The following is a 25,137-nucleotide window of genomic DNA, read 5'->3' as shown; positions in this document are numbered from 1 at the left end:
GACGATATTGATTTGTGCAAACATATCTTCGTAATTTGAGCGGCGGCCGTGCCGAACGCACCCCCGCGACGGGCAACGGGTCGAAAGGAAGAGCATGACCGTCCACGACGACCGTCCGCTGCTGCTGATGGTCCGCACCGGCAAGCGCGAGTTCCGGGAGTACCTGCTGCGCTCGCTGGCCCCGGCCTACCGGGTGCATCTGTTCACCGGGGTCGCGCCCACCTGGGAGCTGGCATACGTCGACGGCGCCACCGAGCTGGGCGGCCTGCTCGACGTGAAGGCGATGACCGAGGCCGCCCGGCGGCTGCCGGACGGTCCGATCGCGGGCGTGTTCACCTGGGACGAGGCGCGCACGCCGCAGACCGCCGAACTGGCCGCGGCGCTGGGGCTGCCCGGCGACCCGGCCGTGACCGCCCGCTGCCGCGACAAGCTGCTGACCCGACGGGCGCTGGCCGCGGCCGAGGTGGCTCAGCCCGCGTCGGTGCCGGTCGGCTCGCTTTCGCAGGCCTTCGCCGAGGCCGCCCGGATCGGCTACCCGGTGATCCTCAAACCCAGCGACCTGGCGCTCAGCGTCGGCGTGATCAAGGTGGCGGGGCCCGCGGAGCTGGCCGCGGCGTACGAGTTCACCAGCGCGGTGCGCCACGGCGCGCTGCCCGACTGGCGGCCCCAGGTGCTGCTGGAGGAGTACGTCGACGGCGAGGAGATCAGCGTCGACGCGGCGGTGCACCACGGCGAGGTGACCCCGCTGTGCGTGGCCCGCAAGGAGATCGGGCACCCGCCGTACTGCATCGAGATCGGGCACTACGTGCACGGCGACGACCCGTTGCTGCACGATCCGCAGCTGCGGGGGCTGCTACAGGACGCGCACGCGGCGCTCGGCTTCCGCGACGGGATCACCCATACCGAGATCAAGCTGTCCTCGCGCGGGCCCCGGATCATCGAGGTGAACGGGCGGCTCGGCGGCGACATGATCCCGTATCTGGGGCTGCGCGCCACGGGCGTCGACGTGGCGCTGGCCGCCGCCGCGGTGGCCTGCGGCCGGCCGCCGGTAGCCGTGCCCGATCGCCGGCTGGTGGCGGCGGTGCGCTTCTTCTACCCGGCGCAGCCCGACACCGTCATCGAGACGCTGGCCTTCGACCGGGCCGGGCTGCCTCGTGCGGTGGACGAGCTGGCGCTGCTGGCCGATCCCGGCGACCGGCGTTCGCCGCCGCCGAAGGGCACCGTCAACGGCCGGGTCGCGTACGCCACCGCGGTGGCCGCGACCCCGCGCGCGTGCGAGCGGGCGCTGGACGCCGCGGGCGCCGCCCTGCGCATCAACGGCGCACCGCCCGCCGAGCACGGCTGACGGGCGGTGGCCCGGTTCACCACTCGTAGCCGAGGCGCTCCACGAGGTCGCCGTAGCGGGCCCGGAACGCCGTGAGGTGCTCGGCGGCCAGGTGGTTGCGCCAGTCTCCGGCGATCCCGCGGCGGTAGTGGCTGTGCACGTCCTCCTGCCCGCGCTCACGGCCCTTGGCCAGGCGGCTGAACGAGAAGCGCTCGCAGGCGCTGGTCACGTAGACGCCGGGCAGCCGGCGCAGCGGCAGCCGGGGCAGCACCCGGCGCGGGTAGGCCAGCCAGCGCGGGGTGCCCCGGCGGGCGGCGACGTTCCAGCGCACCGCGGCCATCCGCGCCTGCTCCGGTCCGGAGCCGTCGGGGGTGAGCAGCTCGAGGTGGCCGAGGATGGCGGTCCAGGACTTGACCGGGTCGGTGATGGCGTCCTCCATGCGCACCTCGAGCACACCGGGCCGGGCGTAGTCCCATTGCGCCATCGGGTCCAGGAACATGCCGCTGAACTCCACCTCGGCCAGCAGCCCGCCGGCCTCGTCGAGGGTGCGCAGGTTGCGCCGGTGCACCACCAGCTCGGGCCAGGGCACCCCGCCGACCACCTCGGGGTGGCTGTTGAGGTGGCTGAAGTAGCCGGACACCACGATGTCGCGCGGGTCGCGGATGAGGTGGAACGCCCGCGTCTCGGGCAGCGTGTCCACCCATTCCGGCTTCGCGTTCGTCATGATCAGCAGGTCGGGGCGGGTGGCCCGCACGTAGTCGCCGAGGGTGTCGTAGGGCGCCCACTGCTCCGGCACGTGGATCGTGGCGACCTTGAGGTTCAGCGCGTACGCCGCCTCGTGCAGGATGGATCTGGCCCAGGTCGACGCTGACTTGTGACGCGCGAAGTACGCACGAAGCACCGGTTCACTCCTGACGAAAGTCCTGATGAGGCATTATGTCCACGCGAGCTCGATGGCTGCGTTGACAATAAATACATCTATGCAGGAAGCGTCGGGGGTGTCAAGAACATGAATGTGTGCGGCTCAGTCGAGAGGCAGCCCGGCGGCGCGGGCCCGCCCGCTCATGCCGCGGTCCCGGCAGGCGGCAGCTCCCCGGTCTCGCGGGTGCCGCCGGAGCAGGGCGCACCGATCTCGGGCCCGGCGTTCTGGCGGGCGGCGTTGACGAAGAAGTCGATGCGCGGGTCGGCGGCGCTCTCGACCTTGAGCTGGTAGCCCCAGGCCTGCAGCGAGATCGGCGCATCCTGGCCGGGGAACGGGCTCAGCATCAGGTAGTCGCGACCGGACACCTTCGCCGCCAGCGCCCGGACCTCGTCGTCGCCGATGCCGGGGCGGTAGGTGATCCACACCGCGCCGTGTTCGAGGCTGTGCACGGCCCGCTCGCTGGCGATCTGCTCGTCGTAGACGGTGCCGGAGCAGTTCTGCCAGGTGCCGTTGTGCTGCCCGCCGACCGGGGGCTGCTGCGGGTAGGCCACCCCGCCCTGGGCGTGGTCCTGGCTCAAGGGGCCCTCGGCCAGGTAGTTGCGCACCCCGTCGATCGCGGCGAGCTGCTGCTGCCAGGTGCCGGTCGGCGCGACCGCGTTCGGCTCCTCGCTCCCGGGCCGCAGGTAGTAGAACAGCGCGCCGCCCAGACCCAGGCAGCAGCAGAGCAGCACGGCCAGGCCGCCTGCGATCCACGCCCACACGGGCACCGCCGGTCTGCGCGGCGTGTTCGTGTCATCCACCATGGCGTGGCCTCCCCAGGAACTCGATTCGCCGCGGTGATCCTATCGACGCCCGCCAGACCGGCGACAGCCCGTATGCGTGCCGTCACGGTTTTCGCCCGCACCGGCCGGTGGCCAGGTCAGTTGGTGGGGCGGATGTCGAAGCCGGACAGGCCCTCGGGGGTCTCCTCGAAGACCGCGACGCCGTCGACGATGGCGAGCTCGGGGCCGCGCCGGGTCCAGGCGACGAGGCGGTCCACGCCGTCGGGCGTACCCTCGAAAACGGCCTCGACCGTGTGGTCGGGCCGGTTGCGCACCCACCCGGCGACACCGGCCGCCTGTGCCTGCTGCCGGCAGGTGTCGCGGTAGTAGACGCCCTGCACCTCGCCGGAGACCACAACGCGCCTGCGGATCATGTGTCAACCGTAGACTGGACGGCATGGCCCGGCCAAACGAGGTCGTCGCGGCGGCGCTGCAGGAGTATGCCGATCTCATCTCGATCACCGGCGGTGACGCCTTCCGGGCACGCACCTACGAGAAGGCCGCCCGCGGGGTCGCCGGCTACGGCACCGACGTGGCGACGCTTGACCTGAAGGGTCTGGAGCAGATTCCCGGCGTCGGCAAGTCCACTGCCGAGAAGATCGTGGAGTTCCTGTCCTCCGGCCGGATGGACGCGCTGGAGCAGCTGCGCGCGAAGGTGCCCGCCGGGGTGCGTGAGCTGATCGCGATCCCCGGCCTGGGCCCGGCCAAGGCCATGGCCCTGCACCGCGAGCTGGGCATCTCCTCGATGGACGAGCTGGTCCACGCGATCGAGGCGGGTCGGCTGTCCGGCCTGCGCGGGTTCGGCGCGAAGACCGCCGCGAACATTCTGCACGGCATCGAGGTGCTGCGGCACAGCGGCGGCCGGGTGATGGTCTCCACGGCGCTGGAGGTGGCCGAGGAGGTCATCGCGGCGCTGTCGGTGCTGCCCGGCTGCGAGAAGTGCACGTACGCCGGATCGCTGCGGCGCGGCCGGGACAGCATCGGCGACGTGGACATCCTGGTCGCCGCACGCGAGTCGAAGCCGATCATGGCGGCGTTCGCAGACCTGCCGCTGGTCGGCGAGGTCATCGCGGGCGGCCCGGCGAAGACCTCGATCCGCACCACCGGCGGGCTGCAGGTCGACCTGCGGGTGGTGCCGCCGGAGTCGTGGGGCGCGGCGCTGCAGTACTTCACCGGCTCCAAGGAGCACAACATCCGGGTACGCGAGATCGCCGTGCGCAAGGGCCTGAAGCTGTCCGAGTACGGACTGTTCCGCGCCGAGGACGACACGCTGCTGGTGTCGGAGACCGAGGAGGAGGTGTACGAGCGGCTCGGCCTGCCCTGGATCGCGCCCACCCTGCGCGAGGACCGCGGCGAGGTCGCCGCCGCCCGCAACGGCACCCTGCCGCAACTGGTGACCGAGGCCGACATCCGCGGCGACCTGCACACCCACACCGACCTCACCGACGGCGTCTCCACCCTGGCGGAGATGCTGGCCGCCGCGCGGGCCCGCGGCTACCGCTACTACGCGGTCACCGACCACGCCAAGAACATGCCGATGCAGCGGATGACCGACGCGAAGATGCTCGCCCAGCGCAAGAAGCTGCGGGGGCTGGCCGAGGACGGCAAGATGGCGCTGCTGCACGGCAGCGAGCTGAACATCGACCCCGACGGCGGGGTGGACTGGGACGCCGACTTCCTGGCCGGGTTCGACATCTGCGTCGCCTCGGTCCACTCGCACTTCACGCAGACCGGGGCGGAGCTGACGAACCGGTTCGTGAAGGCGTGCGAGAACCCGTACGTCAACATCATCGGGCATCCGACCACCCGCCTGATCGGGCGGCGCAAGCCGGTCGAGCCCGACTGGGACGCGGTGTTCGACGCGGCGGCCGCGACCGGCACCGCGATGGAGGTGAATGCGTTCCCGGACCGGCTCGACCTGCCCGACGAGCTGATCATGCGGGCGCGCGAGCGCGGGGTGAAGTTCGCGGTCAACACGGACTCGCACTCCACGGTGCACCTGGACATGCTGCGCTTCGGCATCGGGATCGCCCAGCGGGGCTGGCTGACTCCGGCCGACGTGATCAACACATGGACGCTGACCAAGCTGAAGGCGTTCGTCGCCGCCAAGCGCCGCGGGGCTTGACCGCCGGTGGGACCGGCCGTTCGCGTTCACCGTTTTCGATGGACGTTGGCCTATCTCGTCGACTCCGATCTTCGTTTCTTCGATGAGATAGGCCAACGTCCATGATGGGCGGGGCGGGGGGCGGGTGCGGGCGGCGGAGCCGTGAGCGGGCTGCCGGGTGGGGGTGGGTCAGGTCAGGTCAGGTGCTGGGTGAACCAGTCGGTGAGTTTGGTCCAGGCCTGGGCGGCGGCGGGGGCGTTGTAGCGGGCGCCGGTGTCGTTGAAGAAGGCGTGGTTGACGTCGGGGTAGGTGACGATCTCGAAGGTCAGGCCGGCTTTGCTCAGGGCCTCGCGGGCGGCGTCGCGGGTGGCGTTGACCCGGTCGTCGAGCTGGGCGTACACGCCGAGCACGGCGGCGGCGGGGGAGCCGGACAGCGAGGCGTTCGCGGGGAACGGGCCGTAGAACGGCACCGCCGCGGCCAGCCGCGGTTCGCCCGCGGCCAGCAGGGACCAGACCATGCCGCCGCCGAAGCAGAAACCCATCGCGCCGACGGTGTGCCCGGGATTGCGCCGCAGCAGCTCGTCGATGCCGGCCTTCATGTCGGCGATGAACCGGGCGGGCGGGGCGGCGTTCAGCGCGGCGGTGGCCTGGGCGGGGTCGGTGAACTTCGCGGTGCCGCCCTCCGCTGAGAGCAGGTCGATCGCGAGTGCGGACCAGCCCGCGGCGGCCAGCCGCCCGGCGATCGAGGCGATGTGGTCGGTCAGGCCCTTGTTCTCGTGGATCACCAGGACCGAACCCTTCGGTGTAGCCGCGGCGGCCCAGCGGCCCTGCAGCTGCCCGTTCGGGCCGGGGAACGTGATCGGCTCGGTGGGCGCGGGGCTCGGGCCTGCCGGACCGGTGACCGCGGGGGTCGGCGCGGCCTGCGGGGGCGTGGCGGTGTCGCGCTGGGCGTCGCATGCGGCCAGCAGGGGTGCCGCCACGGCCGCGCCGACGCCGAGCAGGCCCAGGCGGCGCAGCGCCTCGCGGCGGGAGATCAGGCCGTCGGCGTAGTCGACGACGACCTCACTCGACAGGTATTCGCCCAACTCAGACATGTCTCATTCATACTCCCTCGGCTGGAGGCGGTGCGGGAGCCGGGCGCGACCAGCCGTTGCGTTCCCGGGGGCGGCCATGGTCCGGTCGTGGTCGGACAGGTTGCGGACCGGCGGGGGTCCGTGCCCGCCCGGAGCGTTTTCCGGACGACTGCCGCGTTTCCATGGACCGGCGGGCCGTCGATGCGGGAGGCTGGACGGCATGAGTGCGGACGAGCAGGTATTCGTCATCGTCGGTGCGTCGCTGGCCGGGGCCAGGGCCGCCGAGGCGCTGCGGGCCGAGGGCTTCACCGGCCGGGTGCTGCTGATCGGGCAGGAGGACGAGGTGCCCTACGAGCGCCCCCCGCTGTCCAAGGGCTTCCTGCAGGGCAAGGACCCGCGCGAGAAGGCGTACGTGCACCCCCGCGAGTGGTACGCCGAGCAGGACATCGAACTGATGCTCGGCCGCCGCGTCGTGGCGGTGCACCCCGAGGCACACACGGTGACGCTGGACGGGGAGGAGCAGTTCGCCTACGACAAGCTGCTGCTGGCCACCGGTTCGAAGGTGCGCACCCTGGACGTGCCCGGCGCGGACGTGGACGGCATCCGCTACCTGCGCGCCTATCCCGACTCGGCGGCGCTGCGGCAGGCGCTGACGGCCGACCCGAGGCCGCAGGTGCTGGTCGTGGGCGCGGGCTGGATCGGGCTGGAGATCGCGGCCGCGGCCCGCGGTTACGGCTGCCCGGTGACGGTGGTGGAGACCGACAGCGCCCCGCTGCGGCGGGTGCTCGGCGACGAGCTGGCCGCGCTGTTCCGGACACTGCACGAGGCGAACGGGGTCGAGTTCCGGTTCGGCACCGGCGTGCGGGAGTTCGGCAGCCTGGAGGGGGCGGTGCGCAGCGCCGTGCTCGACGACGGCACCGAGGTCGCCGCCGACCTCGTGGCGGTCGGCGTCGGCATCCGGCCCGCCACCGAGCTGGCCGAGCAGGCCGGTCTGACCGTGGACAACGGTGTCGTCACCGACGCGGGCCTGCGCACCTCCGATCCGTTCATCTACGCCTGCGGGGACGTGGCCTCGACGCTGAATCCGCTGGTGGGCAAGCATCTGCGGACCGAGCACTGGGCCAACGCGCGGGCCGGTGGCAAGGCGGCGGGCAAGGCGATGGCCGGGCAGGACGTGGAGTACGCACAGGTGCCGTACTTCTTCACCGACCAGTACGACCTGGGCATGGAGTACTGCGGCTGGGCCGGTCCGGGTGACTACGCGCGGGTGGTGTTCCGCGGCGACCCGTCCGTACGCGACGGCAAGGCGCCCGAGGTCATCGCCTTCTGGCTCACCGACGACGACCGCGTCGTCGCGGCCATGAACATCAACGTCTGGGACGTCCAGGACGACCTCAACACCCTGGTCAAAGCCGGCTTCTCCGGCACCCCCGCCGACCCCGCCCGCCTCACCGACCCCTCCGTCCCCCTCCCGGAAACCCTCGCCCCAGCGCGTTGATCATGAACTTGTGGCACGGGTCGGCGGCGTGTCGGGGGAACAGGTTCATGATCGATGGGCGGAACGTAGCACCGTCCGATGCGGACGCTGCTGCGCGCGTTCGACACGGTGGTCGCGCCCGGTTCCGTCACCGAGTGGACCGCCGACGGCGACCCCGTCACGTCCCCGCCCACCCGCTGGACCCTGCACCGCTTCAGCGCCTGACCCGCGGCCGTGGCGCGGCGATCCACCGTCATCGCACCGAAGTGGTCAGGGGCGGGGTGGGGTGGTGGTGCTGTTGCGGAGGATCAGTTCGGTGTGGAGCTCGATGCGGGGGGCTTCCAGGTGTTCGCCGTTGACCAGGCGCAGCAGCAGGCGGGCGGCGGAGGCGCCCATCTCGTGCAGCGGCTGGCGGATGGTGGTCAGCGGCGGGGCGGTCCACTGGGCGTAGTGCAGGTCGTCGAAGCCGACCACGGACAGGTCGTGCGGGATCTGCCGGCCGACCAGCCGGGCGGCCTCGTACACGCCGGTGGCCTGCTGGTCGCTGCCCGCGAAGATCGCGGTCGGCGGGTCGGTCAGCGCCAGCAGCTGCTGGGCCGCGCGCAGGCCGCCGCTGTGCTGGAAGTTGCCGTAGCGCACCAGGTCACGGTCGGTGGGCAGGCCCGCCGACTCCAGCGCGGCGCGGTAGCCGGCGATCCGCGCCCGGCTGCACAGCAGCTGCTCGGGGCCGCCGATCGCGCCGATCCGGCGGTGCCCGAGCTTGATCAGGTGCTCGGCGGCGGCGTACCCGCCGGAGAAGTTGGTGGCCCCGACGCTGGGCACGTCCGGCGGGGGCTGGCTGACCCCGTCGACCACGACGAACGGCAGGGTGCGGCGCTGCAGTTCGGCGCGCTGGTCCTCGGACAGGTCCGACAGCACGAGGATCGCGCCCTGCGAGCCGCGTGAGATCAGCCCCTCCAGCCAGCGTCGGGTGAGGCTGGCCCGGTTGTGCACCGCGGACACCACCAGGCCCAGCCCGGCCGCCTCGGCGACCTGCTCGACGCCGGTGAGGATCTCCAGGCCCCAGGCGCTGTCCAGCTCGTTGATGACGAGATCGATCAGGTCGCCGCGCTGGGTCTTGCGGCGCGGGGCCCGGGGGCGCTGGTAGCCGTACCGGGTCAGCAGGGTCTCGATCCGGCGGCGGGTCTGCGGCGAGATGTCGCTGTGGCCGTTGAGGACCTTCGACACGGTCGGCACGGACACGTTCGCCTCGCGGGCGATGTCGCCGAGGGTGCACCGCGGCGGGGTGGTCCGGGCTGGGGTTTCGGGTGCGGCGGTCACCGGGACAGTTTCGCAACACCCGCCACCGGATGACCCCTATGTTTCGAAACTTGTTCTCGTTTGTTTCGGCCGCTCCTACGTTGCTGTCACCGCGCCGCCGCCGGAGTCCCTCGGCATCCCCGGCGGCGCGGCGCTCCCCCCACGACTCACTTTCCGGGCCGCCCGCCGGTCCGTTCATCGAGGAGGAACGCATGGCAGCAGGAGGCGTGTTCGCCCGCAGGGGCGTTCGCCTGGCCGCCGGTCTCGTCGCCGGAGCGCTCGCGCTCACCGGCTGCGGCGGCGGCGACGAGAGCGGCGGTGAGGGCGAGAAGATCACCCTGACCGTGGCCACGTTCAGTGACTTCGGGTACGAGCCGCTGGTCAAGGACTATATGGCCGCGCACCCGAACGTCACCGTCAAGCTCCGGGTCACCGAGTTCGACCAGCACCACAAGCAGTTGGCCACCCGCCTGGGCGCCGGCGCGGGCGCGGCCGACATCGAGGCCGTGGAGGAGGGGTACATCCCGCAGTTCCGCCAGTCCAAGGACAAGTTCGTCAACCTCGCCGACTTCGGCGCGAAGGACCTGGCCAAGCAGTGGCTGCCCTGGAAGTGGGAGCAGAGCCTGGCCGACAGCGGCAACTTCGTGATGGGCCTGGGCACCGACATGGGCGGCCTGGCCCTGTGCTACCGCTCCGACCTGTTCTCCGCGGCCGGCCTGCCGGTCGAGCGGGACAAGGTGTCGGCGCTGTGGACCAGCTGGGACGAGTACTTCGCGGTCGGTGACAGGTTCGTCGGGTCCGGCAGCAAGGCCAAGTGGTTCGACGGCGTCGGCAACATCTACCAGGCCATGATGAACCAGACCCCGTACGGCTACTTCGACACCTCCGACGCCTACGTGGGCGACAGCAACCCGGCCGTGAAGTCGGCGTTCGACAAGGTCGCCGCCGTGGCGAACAAGCCCGGCATGTCGGCCAAGCTCGACCCGTTCAGCCAGCAGTGGAACGTCGGCTTCAAGCAGGGCACCTTCGCCACGCTGCCATGCCCGAGCTGGATGCTGGGCCTGATCAAGGACGGCTCCGGCCCGGAGAACGCCGGCAAGTGGGACATCGCCAAGATCCCCGGCAACGGCGGCAACTGGGGCGGCTCCTTCCTGACCGTGCCGAAGCAGGGCAAGAACGCCAAGGAGGCGTACGAACTGGCGAAGTTCCTGACCTCGCCGGACTCCGAGGCCAAGATCTTCCAGAACGTCGGCTCACTGCCGTCGCAGCCGGAGACACTGAAGAACCCGGCCGTGCTCGGCTTCAAGAACGAGTACTTCAGCAACGCCCCGGTCGGCGAGATCTACGCCAAGTCCGGCGAGACGCTCCAGCCGAACTACCGCGGCACCCGTGACGCCGACGTGCGGCCCGTCTTCGGTCGTGCCCTGGCCCGCGTGGAGCAGGGCAAGCAGTCTCCGGCCGACGCCTGGACGCAGGCCCTGTCCGAGGCCGGCAAGGCACTCGGCAAGTGAGAACCCGGGCGGCACGGCGTTACCTCTCGACGCCGTGCCGCCCCCTTCTTCCCCCTCCAGGAGCTGACATGCGCGGGCGCCTCGACCGGCACCTCACCCCGTACCTGTTCGTCGCACCGTTCTTCGTGCTGTTCGCCGTGTTCGGGGCATACCCGCTGCTGGCGACGCTGTGGATGTCGCTGCACGACTGGCACCTCATCAACGGCGACGGCGGCTTCACCGGCCTCGCCAACTACAGCGAGCTGTTCGCCGACCCCGACTTCTGGAACGCGCTGGTCAACACGCTGAGCCTGTTCGTGATCTCGACGGTGCCGCAGCTGTTCATCGCGCTCGGGCTCGCGGCGCTGCTCAACACGAAACTGCGCGGGCGCACCTTCTGGCGGGCCGGGGTGCTGGTGCCCAACGTCGTGTCCGTGGTGGCGGTGGCGCTGGTCTTCGCCCAGGTCTTCGGCCGCGACTTCGGCATCGTCAACTGGCTGCTCGGTCTGGTCGGCCTGGAGCCGATCGACTGGCCCGCGAACGTGTGGTCCTCGCACCTGGCCATCGCGGCCATCGTGACGTGGCGCTGGACCGGCTACAACGCGCTGATCTACCTGGCCGCCATGCAGGCGGTGCCGAACGACCTGTACGAGTCGGCGCGGCTGGACGGCGCGTCCACATGGAAGGCGTTCTGGACCGTCACCGTGCCGATGATCCGCCCGACGATCCTGTTCACCACGGTCGTGTCCACCATCGGCGGCCTGCAGCTGTTCGCCGAGCCGCTGCTGTTCGAGTCCAAAGGCGCCTCGACCGGCACCGGCGGCTCCGACCGGCAGTACCAGACGATCACGATGTACCTCTACGAGAAGGGCTTCACCCTCTTCGACGCCGGCTCGGCCGCGACCATCGCCTGGGTGCTCTTCCTGATCGTCGCCGTCTTCGCACTGATCAACTTCGCGGTGGTACGCCGCGCCGTCGCGAGCCGCTGAGGAGCCCTCGATGACCACCACCACCGCAGTTTCCGCCGTGCCACGCCGACGCCGCCGGGCCCGCCCCGCCGGCGGCCGCGGCCGCCCGCTGATCTACCTGCTGCTGGCCGCCGTGCTCGCCTCGTCCGTGTTCCCGCTGTACTGGACCTTCGTCGTCGCCAGCTCCGACAACAGCGCCATCGGCGAGGCCACCCCGCCGCTGGTGCCCGGCGGCAACCTGATGGAGAACATCAGCCGGGTCTTCGAGAGCTCCGAGTTCTCGCTAGCGCTGATGAACTCGGCGATCGTGGCCACCACCGTCGCGGTCGGCAACGTGTTCTTCTCCGCCCTGGCCGGTTTCGCCTTCGCCCGGCTGCGCTTCCGCGGCCGCAACGCGCTGCTGGTCACCGTCGTCGCCACCATGATGGTGCCGACCCAGCTGGGGATCATCCCGCTCTACCTGCTCACCACCGAACTCGGCTGGACCGGGCACCTGCAGGCGCTGATCGTGCCCGCGCTGGTGTCCGCGTTCGGGGTGTTCTGGATGCGCCAGGCCGTCGACGAGACCGTGCCCAACGAGCTGGTCGAGGCCGCGATGATGGACGGCTGCTCGCTGGTGCGCATCTTCTGGCACGTGGCGCTGCCCGGGATCCGGCCCGCCGCCGCGGTGCTGGGCCTGTTCACCTTCATGGGCGCGTGGAACGACTTCTTCTGGCCGCTGATCGTGCTCAACCCGGAGAACCCCACCGTGCAGGTCGCGCTGTCCGTGCTGGCCAGCGGCTACTACACCGACTACGCGCTGATGCTGACCGGCGCGCTGCTCGGCGTGCTGCCGGTGCTGGCCGTGTTCCTGCTGCTGGCCCGGCAGATCGTCGGCGGCATCATGGCCGGCGCGGTGAAGGGATGATCCGCAACCCGATCCTGCCCGGCTTCCACCCCGACCCGTCGATCCTGCGCGTGGGCGAGGACTACTACCTGGCCACGTCGACGTTCGAGTGGATGCCGGGGGTGCGCCTGCACCACTCGCGCGACCTGGCGCACTGGCGCGCCCTGGGCGGAGCGCTCACCGAGCCGCGGCTGCTGGACCTGACCGGCACGCCCGACTCCGGCGGCGTGTGGGCGCCCTGCCTGTCCTATGCCGATGGCGTGTTCTACCTGGTGTTCACGAACGTCGCCGGGTACGCGGGCGGGTTCTGGGACGTGCCCAACCACGTCGTCACCGCGACGTCGATCGAGGGACCGTGGTCGGATCCGGTGCCGCTGCACGCCCGCGGCTTCGACCCGTCGCTGTTCCACGACGACGACGGTCGCAGCTGGCTGCTCAGCAACGACCTCGACTGGCGGCCGGGGCATCACTGGTCGGCGGGCATCATCGCGCAGGAGTTCGACCGGGGCACCGGCAAGCTGCTCGGCGAGCCGGTCACGATCTTCACCGGCACGCCCGCGCGGTACACCGAGGGTCCGCACGTGTACCGGCGCGACGGCTGGTACTACCTGCTCACCGCAGAGGGCGGCACCGGCTGGGAGCATCAGGTGACGGTGGCGCGTTCGCGGTCGCTGCTGGGGCCGTACCAGGTCGATCCGGTCACGCCCATGCTGAGCGCGGCGGGCGAGCCGCGGCTGGCGCTGCAGAAGGCCGGGCACGGCAGCCTGGTGCAGACCCCCGCCGGGCAGTGGTACCTGGCCTACCTGGTCGGGCGGCCGCTCACCGAGCGCGACGAGTGCGTACTGGGGCGGGAGACCGCGCTGGCCCCGGTGACCTGGACCGCCGACGGCTGGCCGCGCATCGAGGGAGCACGGCCTGCCCTGACCGTCCCGGCCCCGGACCTGACAGCGCACCCGTGGCCCGCCGAACCGGAGACCGACGACTTCGACGCGGCCGTGCTCGGCCCGCAGTGGAGCACGCTGCGGCGGCCGTTCCACGCCGACTGGGCGTCGCTGCACGCCAGGCCCGGCCACCTGCGGTTGCACGGCGGGCGGTCGCCGTCGTCGAAGTTCGACACCAGCCTGGTGGCGCGCAGGGTCACCGCGGCGAGGTGCGCCTTCACCACCTCGGTCGAGGCCGATCCGCGCAGCCCGCAGCAGCTCGCCGGGATCACCGCCTACTACAACACCCGCAACTGGCACTACGCGTACCTGACCTGGCGGGAGGGCCTCGGCCGCTGCCTGGAGCTGCTGTCCTGCGACCGCGGCCGCCTGCACCGCCCGCCGCACGTCCCGGTCCCGGTCCCGCCGACCGGTCCCGTCCACCTACGCGCCGACCTGGACCTGCCCGATCTTCGCTTCAGCTGGTCACCTGACGGCGACACGTGGCACGGCCTGGGCTCCGCGCTGGACGCCCGCATCCTGTCCGACGAGCACGCCATCGAGGCGAGCCCCGACGGCGTCTTCCAGATCTGGGGCTTCACCGGCGCGTTCCTCGGCCTCTGGTCCCACGATCTCGCCGGCAACGCCATGCCCGCCGACTTCGCCCACGCCACCTACACCGTGTGAGTGCGCCACCGGTAAAACCGTGACAGGGCGGGCCGGACGACCGGCCCGCCCTGTCACGTCATCGGCACGTCAGCGCCACAGGCTCAGGCGCTTCGGCTTCTTTGCTCGTACGATCGCGTTCAGCACGTTGGCGGTCGCCCGCTGGATGCGCTGGTCGACCCGCTCGGGCCGGTTCAGGCCCGCGGGCCAGTCCAGCGACCCGGCGGCGAAGACGATCGCTCCGTTGGGCGTTTCGTAGACGCTCGTGTTCTGGATCAGGTCGGTCCCATTCCGCAGCTGGTAGGGCGAGCGGGACAGGATCGTCTGGGACACGCCCTCGGGGGTCGGGTGGCGGCTGTCGACGCCGTCGGCCTCGCCGCCGACCATGCCCTCGATCTCGTCGCCGTCGGCGACGCCGGTGCCGGCCCAGAACCAGTGGTCCGCCTGCGCCACCACCAGCGGCACGGGGGCCGGGATGATGCCGTTGTACTGGACGCCGAGCAGCCGCTGCTCGGCGTCGCCCGGACCGGGCCGCGCGACGCGGAACTGCACCGTCGCGCCGCGCTCGTCCGGGTTCGGGTCCAGGCCGACCTCGCCCTTGTAGCAGGTGACGACACGGTCCGGCCGGCCGTCGGAGGCCGCGCCGATGCGGACGTGCCAGTAGACGTTGTTGGCGGTGAGGAAGGCGAGGCTGGTGCCGGCGGTGACGGCCGCCTCGGCGGCGTCGCGCATGGCGCCGGACCAGTACTCGTCGTGGCCGGGGAAGACCAGGCCGGCGTACTTCGTCGGGTCGATGCGGCCGAGGTGCAGGTCGATGCTGCTGGCGTAGACGAGGTCGTAGCCCTCGCGCTCGGCCCACTGGATGAAGTCGAGGTCGAAGTCGAACCGGCTCGGGATGCCGTCGCGGTGGTACGGCCGGTCGAACGAGACCTGGTGCGCCCGCCGCGTGTGGTCCTGGCGTCCGGGCTGTCCGGGCTCGAACCCGTAGTACAGGTTCTTGCCGCGGATACCGTCGAGCGGCCAGAAGTTGTAGGCCTGGTAGGTGGTGAAGGACATGACCACGCACAACTGCGCGCGGCGCTCGTCCTGGCGCACCACGAACGGGGTGAAGCAGCGCCAGCCCGCGGCGGAGGTGAACACCGCCATGTACGTGCCGGAGACCCAGTCCTGCGGGACCTCGAGGGTCCAGCCGGGGGTCCAGTCACACGTGATCATTCCGTTGTCCGGATCGATGCTGGGTGGAGGCTGGACGGAGCCGGTGAGCTCCGGGCTCTCCGTCATCAGCCGGGCGCCGGCGCCGTCGTAGTGGCCGAGGCGGTGGATGGCGATGCGGTAGGGCTGCGCGCCGGCGACGGTGGCGTGGAAACTGATCGACTCGCCGACGTTGACGCTGGTCGCCGAAGCGTACGCATTGATCTGCTGGGCGATGTCGTTGGCGGCCCGGACGCCCTGCGCCTTGCGCCAGTTCGGCGCGCCCGCGAGCCGGTTCTCCGCGTCCGTCGGGTTGCTCGGGTTGGGCCGCGCCTGAGCGGGCGCGGTGGAGGCCCCGGCTCGTGCCCGCGCGGCCGGAGAAGCGGCGGCCACGGCGAGCCGTCGAGTGCTCTGCCGGTGCTGCTCCGAGCGCTGGTGGAACATCAGCCGCCGCCGCAGGATCCGGTCCAGCAGGTTGCGGGTCGCCCGCTGGATGCGGGGATCGGCGGTGCCGTCGTCACCGAGGGCCAGCGGCCAGTTCAGCACTCCGGCGGCGAAGACGATCGTGCCGTCGCGGAACTCGCCGAGGGACGTGTTCTGCGTGTAGTTGTTGCCGCGGTCCGTGAACGGCGACGCGGCGAGGATCGCGTGGTGGGCGAACGCCGGCTTGGCCACCGCCGTGACGTGGCCGTCGGCTTCACCGGTGACCAGATTGTCGATCTTGTCGCCGTTGGACAGTCCGGTGCCGTCCCAGAACCAGTGGTCCGCGGATCGGATCACCAGCGGCGCGACCTCCTTGGTCGACCGCAGGTGCTGGACACCCAGCAGCGCCTGCTCGGTGCGGTACGGCCCCGGGCTCTTGATACGCCAGGCCGTGGTGGCGCCGGGCGCCTCAGGTGCGGGATCGGCCGGGGTCTTGTAACAGGTGACGACGCGGTTCGGCCGTCCGTCCGGCGCGGGTTCGAGCCGGACGTGCCAGTGCACGTTGTTGGCGGTGAGGAAGGCGAGGCTGGTGCCGGCGGTGACGGCCGCCTCGGCGGCGTCGCGCATGGCGCCGGACCAGTACTCGTCGTGGCCGGGGAAGACCAGGCCGGCGTACTTCGTCGGGTCGATGCGCCCGGTGTGCAGGTCGACGCTGGTGGCATAGGTGAGGTCATAGCCCTCACGCTCTGCCCACCGGATGAAGCTGTGGTCGAGGGCGAGCTGAGCGGGGAGGCCGTCGCCGTCGTAGGGCCGGTCGAACGAGACGCGCATGGCCCGGTGCGTGAACAGCCGCCGGACCTTGGTGCCCTCGTACACGTCGTAGCCGTAGTCCAGGCTTCGGCCGAGTTCGTCCTTGCGCGGCCACATGTTGTCGGCCTGGTAGGTCGAGAACGGCAGGATGACGCACAGCCGCGCGCGGCGCTCGTCGTCGCGCACCACGAACGGGGTGAAGCAGCGCCAGCCGGAGGCGGAGGTGAACACCGCCAGGTAGAGCCCCGACGTCCAGTCGTCAGGCACGTCGAGGGTCCAGCCGGCCGTCCAGTCGCAGCTGACCATCCCGGTGTCGGCGTCGATGCTCGGCGCGTTCTGGACGGTGCCGGTGAGCTCGGGGCTCTCGACCAGCCGGCGGGCACCCGCGCCGTCGTAGTGGCCGAGGCGGTGGATGGCGACACGGTAGGGCCGCGCGTCAGCGACCGTGGCATGGAAGGTGATCGAATCGCCGACGTTGACGCTGGTCGCCGAGGCGTACGCGTTGATCTGCTGGTCGACGTCGTTGGCGGCCCGGACGCCCTTGGTCCGGCGCCAGTCCTTCGTCCCCTCGTGCAGGTTCTCGGTGACGGTCCGGTTGCTCCGAGCGGGGCCGAATGCGGCCACGCTGGCAATCCGCTGCAGGGGAGCACGTAGCGAAACGCGTACGTCCTCTACCTTCCGGTGCATCACCGTCCGCGCCTTGCGGACCCTTCTGCGCAACATGCTTGCTTCTCCCCGGCTGGGTCGTGGATTGGTCGGTGACGGGTGGCCGGATCAGTACTCGGGATCCGAGAGCTCGAACGGACGGTGGAGCTGCCACTCCACGCGGTGGCCGACGAAGCCCATCTTCCGCTTGAAGAACTGCAGGCCAGGGGTGCCGCTGTCGTGCACGTAATAGACCGCGTAGCGGGTCCCGGAGTGCTCGCGGCGGTGCTTTGCGGCCTCGTACACCAGGAGGTTCATGATGCCGTCCTCCATGTGCGCGCCGTGGCCCAGGATGCGCGAGAACAGCATCATCTCGCCACAGGCGGGGGCGAGCGTGTACGCCAGGAGCTTGCCGTCCTTGAGGACGCCGAAGTGGTCCGACCGGTGCCGAGGGCAGGACTGGTCGTCCTGCGGGCCGAACTCCGACGGCCGAGTGCGGTAGCTCTCGCTCATCGGCCGGCCCTGGCGCTCGTCCAGGGAGAGGTTGATCTCGTGGATGTCGTCGAGGTGGTCGTCGTGCTCGAACAGCGCGAACTCGTAACCCAGCTTGAGCGCGCGGCGGACCTTCTGCCGCATCCAGTACGAGTCAGGCGTGCCCCACCACTCCTTCTCGATGTCATCGGGAAGAGCGAGCACGCTCGCGTTGACCTCGAGGAAGCCGTACCCCGGGTAGTTCTTGTGCGGCGCGGTGAACTGCGTGTGGTACTCGAGCGGCAGCTGGAGGCAGGTCGCCGCGGCACTGTCGCCGTACTCGAGGTTGATCGTGAGCGCGGGCAGGTCTTGGGGGTCGATACGAGTCATTGCTGAACCTGTCGTTGAGCGGGCGGAGAAGGTGCGGGCCGACCTGCGGATCGACCCGCGTGCCGGACGGAATCGGCCGTCGCGGATTGGCCTGTGGCGCAGCCGTGGTCAGGCGGTGCGTCCGGCAGGCGCGGTGGCTGCCGGACGTCGTCCTCGGCAGCCACCACGGGCTGACTACCGGCCGATCAGGTCCCGCTTGACCCGGCGCGCGACCTTGCGCAGCGTCACCGGCGCGACCTCGATCACGAGCCGGTCCCGGCTGTCGCGGAACGGGCGCAACCGGTACGGCCGGGCACCGTGCCGCAGGAACTGGCTCGGCATGTCGATCGGTGTGGCCAGCAGCGGCACGTCGCAACTGGTGCCGTCCAGGTCGAGCTGGACCCGGACCTCGCGGCGTGCGCCGCCGTCCGGGGTCCGGTCCAGCAGGCCGCCCAGGTCGAACGTCGCCCGCAGCAGCGTGCCCTCGTTGCCGGGCAGGCTCTGCAGGGTGACCCGCCCGGCCACCTGGCCGATGGTCATGCGCGGCACGGACTGGCCGAGCCCGGCCGGCTCGGCGGCGCTGTGCGAGGTGACCACGAGCGTCCGGCCTTCCCTGCCGGACTGCCAGGCCACCTCGGCGACCCGCAGGCGGGACGCGATCCACTCGGCCTGGCCGCTGAGGATCTCGAACAGATCGTCCGGCAGGCCGAAGTCCGTGTCGCGGAAGCCGCGGTACTGCGCGAAGAGCCGGCCGTCCTTGGCCATGACCGCGACCGTCTGGGGCGTCGCCTCCTGGAGGATGGCCTCGGCCAGCGCGTCGTAGTGGCCGCCCGCCGCGAGCGCGATGCGCACCCGGGTGGTCACGTCGAGGCGCCGGTTGACCGCGTCGGTCAGGAAGGCGCCCGCGACACGCCGGACACACGCACCGACGAGCTCTCGCGACTGCTGGTCCTGCGCGATGAACCCCTCGCCGACCAGGTCCGCCACCTCGACCGCGAACAGGCGGTGGGTGATGGCATCGCGCTTGGCGCCGGACTCGAGCAGCCATGCCGTCTCATCGAAGATCGCCTCGATGGCGCGCAGCCGGCTCGTGAGGTCGACCGGCACCTGGTTGGCCCCGTTGAGCCGACGAACGGCGAAGTGGTGGTTGTGGTCGCCCAGCGCGGTGATGCGCTCGGCGTGCGCCCAGGCCTGCAGGGCGAAGTGCAGCTCGCTGTGCGGTCCGAAGTCCTCGCGGTGTCGCAGCGACCGCCGGGTCAGGGCGTCGCGGCGGTAGAGCGCGGTCCCGGACAGCAGGAACGGCAGCGTCGACCCATACAGGTCGGCCGAGTTCTCGGTCTCGGTGAACACGGCGCTGGAGATCGGCTCCCCGCGCAGGTCCACGGCGCGCGGGACGACGACGTCCGAGCCGTGCTCGTCCGCGGCGGCGACCATGAGCTCGAGCGCCTTGGCGTCCAGGTAGTCGTCGGGCTGCAGGAACAGGACGTACCGTCCGGTCGCGGCGTCCAGCCCGGCATTGACCAGGTGCGCGTCGCCGCCGGCCGGGGAGTCGCGGTTGATCAGCTTGAAGGCGCCGCGGTAGGCGCGGGAGAAGCGGTCCAGGCGGATGCGGCTCTCGTCCGACGACACGTCGTCGATCGCCACGATCTCGATCGAGTCGAGGCCGATGGACTGCCCGACCAGGGAGTAGAGGCACTTCGGCAGGTACGGCATCGCATTGCGCACCGGGACCACGATGCTCACGTCCGGCGCGGTGGACCGGATCCGCCGGCGGTTCGGGACGAGGCGGCTGTAGATCTCGTCCATGATCTCGGCCTGGGCTTCCCAGGTCCAGTTGCTCAGCAGGTCCGGTGTGTCGTAGGCGGCGCGGTAACGCGCGGGGTCCGCCAGCACGGCCCGCACGGCCCGCACGTAGTCGGTGAGGTCCTCCGCCCGGAACACCTCGCCCTGGCGGATCTCCCGGGTGGTCTTGGCCATGGTCCGCACGTCGCTGACGATCATGGGCAGCCGGGCGTGGGCGTACTCGAAGAACTTGGTGATCAGCGCGATCTCGTGGTTGGGCCAGTGGTGGATCGGGATCACGCCCGCCGTGGCCCCGGAGAGGAACGAGATGACCTGCTGGTGCGGCACGTACGGGACGAGGTGGAGCCGGTTGCTGACGCCGAGCTCCACGGCGCGGGTGACCAGGCCCTGCACGTAACGGGACGGCGGCTGCGCGACCACCAGGGCCACGTGCACGTCCTCCAGCTGGGTCAGCGCCTCGACCATGAGGCCGCAGCCGCGCTGGGGCGCCGCCGCTCCGCTGTAGACCAGCAGGGGCGTGTCCGGACCGACTCCGCACAGCGTGCGCAGGTCCTTCGCCGGCTTGCTCGCGTCGCTCTCGGCGATCATCGGGGCGTTGAGGACCACGGCCGGCCGCTCCGGCAGGCGGTGGACCCGCTGCAGGGTGTCGGCCAGCTCGTCGGAGACGGTCATCGCGGCGTCGGCGTAGCGGGCGTACTCACGCTCGTGGGCCACGTGCGCCGGCAGCCAGCGGTGGTTGTCCGCGCGCGCCTTCAGCCCGGAGACGAGTTCGTGGGCGTCCCAGACCAGCTTGACCTTGCGGTTGGCGGCTCGGGCGCGCATCGTGGCACGGGCGCCGACACCGAGCATGTAGAAGTCGTTGGCGTGGATCAGGTCGGGCTTGAGCTGGTCGATGACGCTTCCGAAGGCGAGCTCGAAGTCCCACAGCCGCGGCTCGAGACGGCGCCACGACCGGTCGCCCTGGATGGTGTGCCAGAACAGCGTGTATGCGCGGTCCCAGGGGCCCTTGAGGCGCTTGCGCGACCGCAGGCCCTCGTTGAGGTGCCGGGTGCGCAGCCCGACCCACCGGCTGACCGCGGTGGCGGCCAAGGACTCGACGCGCAGGGCCTGTCGCCGTACGGACGTGCGTCCCTGGGCGTTGACGGCCAGTTCGGCCCGCCGGGCCGCGAGATCCGCCTGCCACGCCTTCATCCGGTGCGCCCGGTAGCTGGCGATCCCGGTGGGCGGGTAGCTCAGCGGGCCGCGCAACCAGCTACGGCGGAACTCGAAGGGCCGCTTCGTCAGGACCGGCGGCATCGGGATCAGGCGAACCTGTGCCTGGCCGATCATCCAGGTCTTCGGCTTGTCCTCGTTGGTGCGGCCCAGCAGGATGACGTCCCAGCCGGCCTCAGCGGCCGATGCCGCCGCCTTTTGTACCCGTGAGTCGCCGTTGACGCCGTTGTCGACCAGCATCACCACGCGACCTCGAGTGGCGCGCGGCGCGCCTGGATCGATGGGCACAGCGGCATCCATGTGGTATTTCCTCCCCGTGGCAATAATCCACCATGTGGACCGCGGAGAGTGTACGGCATCACGACCGCGTCGCCTACCTGCCGAAATGGCCGATTACGCGGACTCGGACCGCCCGTTACACGAGCGGCCATCCTGGAAATCGCTGCGAGCACTATGCTTTCCCATCGCCAGTCACCGACGTCCCCTCACGTCATCAGTCGCCGGTTCGCCGGGAGGAGCAGCAGATGCCTTTGTTCTCGCGGCGCGCGGCAATCGGTGCCATCGCCGGATCGGCCGTCGTCGCCGCCGCCGTAACGCTGGCCGAAAAGGACGGCCTTCCCTGGCAGGACACGAATCGGAATGTGCCGGACAACCCTGTCACCAGGGAGAACCAGCAGCAGGGCAGTGGCGACTGGCGGGTGGGGAAGAACGGGACCAAAGCCGCGGACGATGTGCGGATGCAGGTAAAGGCCTACGCCTCTGCGGAGAGCGTGAACCGCGGGGACTCCATCGATTTCCACGTCTCGGTCGCGGCGGCGGAGACCTACCTTGTGGAGATCTATCGGATGGGGCACTACGGCAAGGCGGGATCGCGGCTCATGCTGCGCGGCCCGCAACTGCGCGGGATGGCCCAGGCTGCCCCCACGACGGACGTACAGACCGGGATGGTCTCATGCGATTGGGTGCCGTCGTGGTCTCTTTCGGTGCCCGAAGATTGGACGTCCGGCTACTATCTGGCCGTCTTTACGACCGAGTCCGGATGGCGGAACTTCGCACCCTTTGTGGTACGCGATGACAGCCGAAAGGCTGATGTCTGCGTCGTGCTTCCCTTCTCCACCTACCACGCCTACAACCAGTGGCCGGTGGACGGGCGGCGCGGCAAGAGCCTCTACAACGGTTACGACCCCGCGGCCGTGCTGCCCGCCGAGCCCACGGTCAAGGACTTCAAGCGGATCCCGGCGTTGCGCGCGGCCAAGGTCTGCGCGGACCGGCCGTTCGCCCTCGACGGCCGGCCGACGAACTTCGACCTGGACCACGACTTCCTGCGCTGGGCCGAATCCTGCGGGTACGACCTCACCTACGCCACGACCGGCGACCTCCATGCCGGGCGGATCGACGCCTCGGCGTACCGCGTGCTGACCTTCAGCGGCCACGACGAGTACTGGAGCCGGGAGATGCGCGACCGCGCGGCGGCGGCGTTCGCCGGCGGCACCAGCCTCGCGTTCATGTCGGCCAACAACGTCTACTGGAACATCCGCTACGAGCCGTCATCCCTGGGTGCGGACCGAGTGGTGGTCTGCTACAAGGGCTGGGACGACCCAGAACCGGGCATATCGGGTGCAACGAAGCAGTGGCGCGCGGGCAGCCCCGGTCCCGCAGAACCCGAGCAGCGGCTGCTCGGGGTGCAGTACAACGGCATCCTGCCGAAGCCGGTGCCGCTGGTGGTGCAGAACGCCGGCCACTGGTTCTGGGCGGGCACCGGGGTGAAGGACGGCGACACGATCGACAGGATGATCGGCGGCGAGGCGGACGGCCTCTTCCCGGACGCCGACCGCCCCTCCGGCGTCAGCCAGACGCTGCTGTCGTCCTCGCCGTACGCGCTGGCCGACGGCACCCCGATGATCCAGAACACCAGTGTCTGCGAGGCGGCCAACGGCGCGATCGTCTTCGCCGCGTCCTCGCTCACCTGGAACTACGGGCTGAGCCACAACGGCTGGACCGACGGCAGGGTGCAGCGGGCGACCGCCAATCTCTTCGACCGGATGGTCCACCGCGCGTAGGCGGCACTCCGCTCAGGACAGGGCGGACGACATCTCGTGATCGGGCGGGATGGCCGTCCGCTGCTGCTCCGACGGTGTCTTCTCGACCTCGCGATCGACCTGCTCCCAGGCCGTGGGCGGTCGCTGACCGGGCAGCGGGTTCTCCACCAGGTGGCTGTACACCGCGTCGAGCGTGCGGGCCTGGGCCTCCCAGGTCCAGTTCTCGAGCAGGCCCGGGGCGTCGTACGCGGCGCGGTAGCGCTGCGGATCGGCGAGGACCGCCTTGACCGCGCGTACGTAGTCCGTGATGTCCTGGGCCCGGAAGACCTCGCCCTGACCGGTCGCTCGCGTCGTCTCCGCCATCGCCTTCACGTCGCTGACGACGATCGGCAGGCGGGCGTGCGAGTACTCCATGAACTTGGTGATGAGCGCGATCTCGTGGTTGGGCCAGTGGTGGATCGGGATGACGCCGACGTCCGCGCCGGACAGGAACTCGATCACCTGGTGGTGGTGCACGTAGGGCAGCACGTGGAAGCGGTCTGCCGCGCCGAGCTCGGCGGCGCGGGCCGCCAGACTCCGCAGATATGCCGACTGCGGCTGGGCGACCACCAGCGCGACGTGCGCGCCGGCCAGTTGCGGCAGGGCCTCGACCATGATGCCGACGCCCCGCTGGGCCGCCGCTGCGCCGCTGTAGACCAGGACCGGCGTGTCCGCGTCGACGCCGCACAGGGCGCGGAGGTCGGGAGCGCGGACGTCGTCGTCGCGCCGCCCGACCGGTGCGTTGAGGACGACCGTGGGCTTGACGGGCAACCGGTGTACGCGCTGGAGGATCTCGGCCAGCTGGTCCGAGACGGTGATCGCGGCGTCGGCGTAGCGGGCGTACTCGCGCTCGTGTGCGATGTGCGCGGGCAGCCAGCGGAGGTTGTCGACCCGCGGCTTGAGACCCGACACCAGCTCGTGGGCGTCCCAGACCAGCTTGACGCGCCGTCCGGCCGCCCGCGCGCGGAGCATGGCCCGCGCGCCTACGCCCAGCATGTAGAAGTCGTTGGCGTGGATCAGATCCGGCCGCAGCTCGTCGACGACCCCCGCGAAGGCGAGCTCGAAGTCCCACAGCCGCGGCTCCAGGCGGCGCCAGGCGCGGTGGCCGAGCACCAGCCGCCAGAACGCCGTGTAGGCGCGGTCCCAGGGCCCGCTCAGCCGGCGCCGACCACGGCGTCCGAAGGCCAGCTGGCGGCAGCGCATACCGACCCAGAGCTTGGTCAGTCCGGCGGCCGTCTCGCTGACGGCCAGCACGGTGCGCCGCCAGGCCCGGCGCAGCCCGCCCTGGTCGAAGTGGTTCACGGCGAGTTCGGCCCGGCGTGCGGCGAGGTCCGCCCGCCAGGCCTTGACCTGCCGGACGCGGTGCTCGGCGATGCCGGTCGGCGGGTAACCCAGGGGTGCCCGCAGCCAGCTGCGCCGATGCTCGAACCGGCGTTTCGTGGGCGGGTTCGGCATCGGGACGAGGCGGACCTCCGCCCCGCCGACCTGCCAGGTCTGCGGCTTGTCGTCAGCAGAGCGCCCGAGCAGGACGACGTCCCAGCCGGCTTCGGCGGCGGAGGCCGCTGCCTTCTGCACGCGGGAATCCCCGGTGACGCTGTTGTCCACCAGCATGACGACGCGTCCCCGGGCAGGCGGGGTCGTCGGTTCAGGCACGGCGAAATCCATGCGATCTTCTCCCGTTGTGCCCACCCCGTGATGGACCGGTCGGAGTTTACGACAAGGTAGCCCGCCGATTACGCCCTGAGGCCGTGCCATCGGAAAGCCGTCAGTGTTCCGGCGCAGGACGGCCGCCGCACCCGCGGGCGCGGCGGCTGTGGAACCCGCGCCGATCAGCCGCCGATGACGATGCGGTCGGTGTCGGCCCAGCGGGCCGGGTCGGTGACGCGGCGGCCGTCGACGAGGACCCGGACGCCGGGCAGCTCGGCCGGGCCGAGGTTGCGGTACTCGGCGTGGTCGGCCTGGATGATCGCGGCGGTGACGGCCTCGCCCTGGTGCGGCGGCAGGCCGTGCGCGGCCAGTTCCTCGCTGGTGTACATCGGGTCGCTGACGAACGCGTTCGCGCCGCGGGCGCGCAGCGCCTCGACGGCCGGGAAGACGCCGGAGAACGCGGTCTCCTTGACCCCGCCGCGGTAGGACGCGCCGAGCACGAGCACGTTCGCGCCGGTCAGGTCGCCGTAGGCGTCGG

The 25,137-nt window shown here is 71.1% G+C and carries 19 protein-coding genes and 1 pseudogene; 9 read left to right on the top strand and 11 right to left on the bottom strand.

Annotation, left to right across the window (positions count from 1 at the left end):
• Nucleotides 1-94: 94 nt before the first annotated feature.
• The gene (locus FLL47_RS02125) at nucleotides 95-1,345 is read left to right on the top strand and encodes an ATP-grasp domain-containing protein (RefSeq protein WP_144118700.1); all 1,251 of its coding nucleotides are present in this window, start codon (nucleotides 95-97) and stop codon (nucleotides 1,343-1,345) included.
• A gap of 16 nt (nucleotides 1,346-1,361) precedes the next feature.
• Here FLL47_RS02125 and FLL47_RS43865 read toward each other — a convergent pair whose 3' ends face one another.
• From FLL47_RS43865 to FLL47_RS02110, 3 genes are all read right to left on the bottom strand, one after another.
• Nucleotides 1,362-2,225: a sulfotransferase domain-containing protein gene (locus FLL47_RS43865; RefSeq protein WP_246157444.1), complete on the bottom strand. Its 864-nt coding sequence runs from the start codon at nucleotides 2,223-2,225 to the stop codon at nucleotides 1,362-1,364.
• A 161-nt stretch (nucleotides 2,226-2,386) separates the two neighbouring features.
• The gene (locus tag FLL47_RS02115; protein ID WP_144118699.1) at nucleotides 2,387-3,049 is read right to left on the bottom strand and encodes a thioredoxin-like domain-containing protein; all 663 of its coding nucleotides are present in this window, start codon (nucleotides 3,047-3,049) and stop codon (nucleotides 2,387-2,389) included.
• Between the two features lie 116 nt (nucleotides 3,050-3,165).
• Entirely contained in the window at nucleotides 3,166-3,441 is a 276-nt protein-coding gene (locus tag FLL47_RS02110) for an acylphosphatase (protein ID WP_186315524.1), read from the bottom strand.
• A 23-nt stretch (nucleotides 3,442-3,464) separates the two neighbouring features.
• Here FLL47_RS02110 and polX point away from each other — a divergent pair, with 23 nt between their 5' ends.
• Nucleotides 3,465-5,192, top strand: a complete 1,728-nt coding sequence (gene polX, locus FLL47_RS02105) for a DNA polymerase/3'-5' exonuclease PolX (protein ID WP_144118698.1) — start codon at nucleotides 3,465-3,467, stop codon at nucleotides 5,190-5,192.
• Nucleotides 5,193-5,365: 173 nt separating this feature from the next.
• Here the strand turns inward: polX and FLL47_RS02100 are convergent, their stop codons facing one another.
• The gene (locus FLL47_RS02100; RefSeq protein WP_144118697.1) at nucleotides 5,366-6,265 is read right to left on the bottom strand and encodes a dienelactone hydrolase family protein; all 900 of its coding nucleotides are present in this window, start codon (nucleotides 6,263-6,265) and stop codon (nucleotides 5,366-5,368) included.
• Between the two features lie 199 nt (nucleotides 6,266-6,464).
• Here FLL47_RS02100 and FLL47_RS02095 point away from each other — a divergent pair, with 199 nt between their 5' ends.
• Both FLL47_RS02095 and FLL47_RS44625 read left to right on the top strand, forming a co-directional pair.
• A complete protein-coding gene (locus tag FLL47_RS02095) occupies nucleotides 6,465-7,742 on the top strand; it encodes an NAD(P)/FAD-dependent oxidoreductase (protein ID WP_144118696.1) in 1,278 nt (425 codons plus the stop codon).
• A gap of 78 nt (nucleotides 7,743-7,820) precedes the next feature.
• Entirely contained in the window at nucleotides 7,821-7,946 is a 126-nt protein-coding gene (locus FLL47_RS44625) for a hypothetical protein (RefSeq protein ID WP_281286632.1), read from the top strand.
• A gap of 45 nt (nucleotides 7,947-7,991) precedes the next feature.
• On the opposite strand, the gene FLL47_RS02090 is transcribed toward FLL47_RS44625, so the two are convergent.
• A complete protein-coding gene (locus FLL47_RS02090; RefSeq protein WP_144118695.1) occupies nucleotides 7,992-9,041 on the bottom strand; it encodes a LacI family DNA-binding transcriptional regulator in 1,050 nt (349 codons plus the stop codon).
• Nucleotides 9,042-9,232: 191 nt separating this feature from the next.
• Between FLL47_RS02090 and FLL47_RS02085 the strand changes: the two genes are divergently transcribed.
• The 4 genes from FLL47_RS02085 to FLL47_RS02070 all read left to right on the top strand — a co-directional run bounded on the left by FLL47_RS02085 (nucleotide 9,233) and on the right by FLL47_RS02070 (nucleotide 13,971).
• Nucleotides 9,233-10,531: an extracellular solute-binding protein gene (locus FLL47_RS02085; RefSeq protein WP_144118694.1), complete on the top strand. Its 1,299-nt coding sequence runs from the start codon at nucleotides 9,233-9,235 to the stop codon at nucleotides 10,529-10,531.
• A gap of 68 nt (nucleotides 10,532-10,599) precedes the next feature.
• Nucleotides 10,600-11,499 carry a carbohydrate ABC transporter permease gene (locus tag FLL47_RS02080; protein WP_144118693.1) on the top strand — a complete coding sequence of 300 codons (900 nt, stop codon included), beginning with the start codon at nucleotides 10,600-10,602 and terminating at the stop codon, nucleotides 11,497-11,499.
• A gap of 10 nt (nucleotides 11,500-11,509) precedes the next feature.
• On the top strand, nucleotides 11,510-12,385 hold the full coding sequence (locus FLL47_RS02075) for a carbohydrate ABC transporter permease (protein ID WP_144118692.1): 876 nt from the start codon (nucleotides 11,510-11,512) through the stop codon (nucleotides 12,383-12,385).
• Nucleotides 12,382-13,971, top strand: coding sequence for a glycoside hydrolase family 43 protein (locus tag FLL47_RS02070; protein ID WP_144118691.1), 1,590 nt, complete (start codon nucleotides 12,382-12,384; stop codon nucleotides 13,969-13,971). Before FLL47_RS02075 ends, FLL47_RS02070 begins: the two co-directional genes overlap by 4 nt.
• A gap of 69 nt (nucleotides 13,972-14,040) precedes the next feature.
• Here FLL47_RS02070 and FLL47_RS43520 read toward each other — a convergent pair whose 3' ends face one another.
• From FLL47_RS43520 to FLL47_RS45095, 4 genes and pseudogenes are all read right to left on the bottom strand, one after another.
• A complete protein-coding gene (locus tag FLL47_RS43520) occupies nucleotides 14,041-17,097 on the bottom strand; it encodes a N,N-dimethylformamidase beta subunit family domain-containing protein (RefSeq protein WP_222105939.1) in 3,057 nt (1,018 codons plus the stop codon).
• 51 nt (nucleotides 17,098-17,148) lie between these two features.
• Nucleotides 17,149-17,880, bottom strand: coding sequence for a hypothetical protein (locus tag FLL47_RS02055; protein ID WP_144118690.1), 732 nt, complete (start codon nucleotides 17,878-17,880; stop codon nucleotides 17,149-17,151).
• 174 nt (nucleotides 17,881-18,054) lie between these two features.
• On the bottom strand, nucleotides 18,055-18,966 hold the full coding sequence (locus tag FLL47_RS45100) for a hypothetical protein (RefSeq protein ID WP_425457650.1): 912 nt from the start codon (nucleotides 18,964-18,966) through the stop codon (nucleotides 18,055-18,057).
• Nucleotides 18,967-19,128: 162 nt separating this feature from the next.
• Nucleotides 19,129-21,114: pseudogene (locus FLL47_RS45095) on the bottom strand (glycosyltransferase); the annotation flags it as partial.
• 92 nt (nucleotides 21,115-21,206) lie between these two features.
• Between FLL47_RS45095 and FLL47_RS02045 the strand changes: the two are divergent.
• Nucleotides 21,207-22,934: a N,N-dimethylformamidase beta subunit family domain-containing protein gene (locus FLL47_RS02045; RefSeq protein ID WP_222105938.1), complete on the top strand. Its 1,728-nt coding sequence runs from the start codon at nucleotides 21,207-21,209 to the stop codon at nucleotides 22,932-22,934.
• Between the two features lie 12 nt (nucleotides 22,935-22,946).
• Here the strand turns inward: FLL47_RS02045 and FLL47_RS02040 are convergent, their stop codons facing one another.
• Nucleotides 22,947-24,563, bottom strand: coding sequence for a glycosyltransferase family 4 protein (locus tag FLL47_RS02040; protein WP_144118996.1), 1,617 nt, complete (start codon nucleotides 24,561-24,563; stop codon nucleotides 22,947-22,949).
• 218 nt (nucleotides 24,564-24,781) lie between these two features.
• Nucleotides 24,782-25,137: UDP binding domain-containing protein (locus tag FLL47_RS02035; RefSeq protein ID WP_281286631.1), on the bottom strand; the 356-nt coding region annotated here is incomplete at its 5' end.

Source organism: Catellatospora sichuanensis, from assembly GCF_007483665.1.
In the GTDB taxonomy this organism is placed as follows: Bacteria; Actinomycetota; Actinomycetes; order Mycobacteriales; family Micromonosporaceae; genus Catellatospora; species Catellatospora sichuanensis.
The sequence above is the reverse complement of the archived record's forward strand: the minus strand, read 5'-3'. Positions and strand labels throughout refer to the sequence as shown.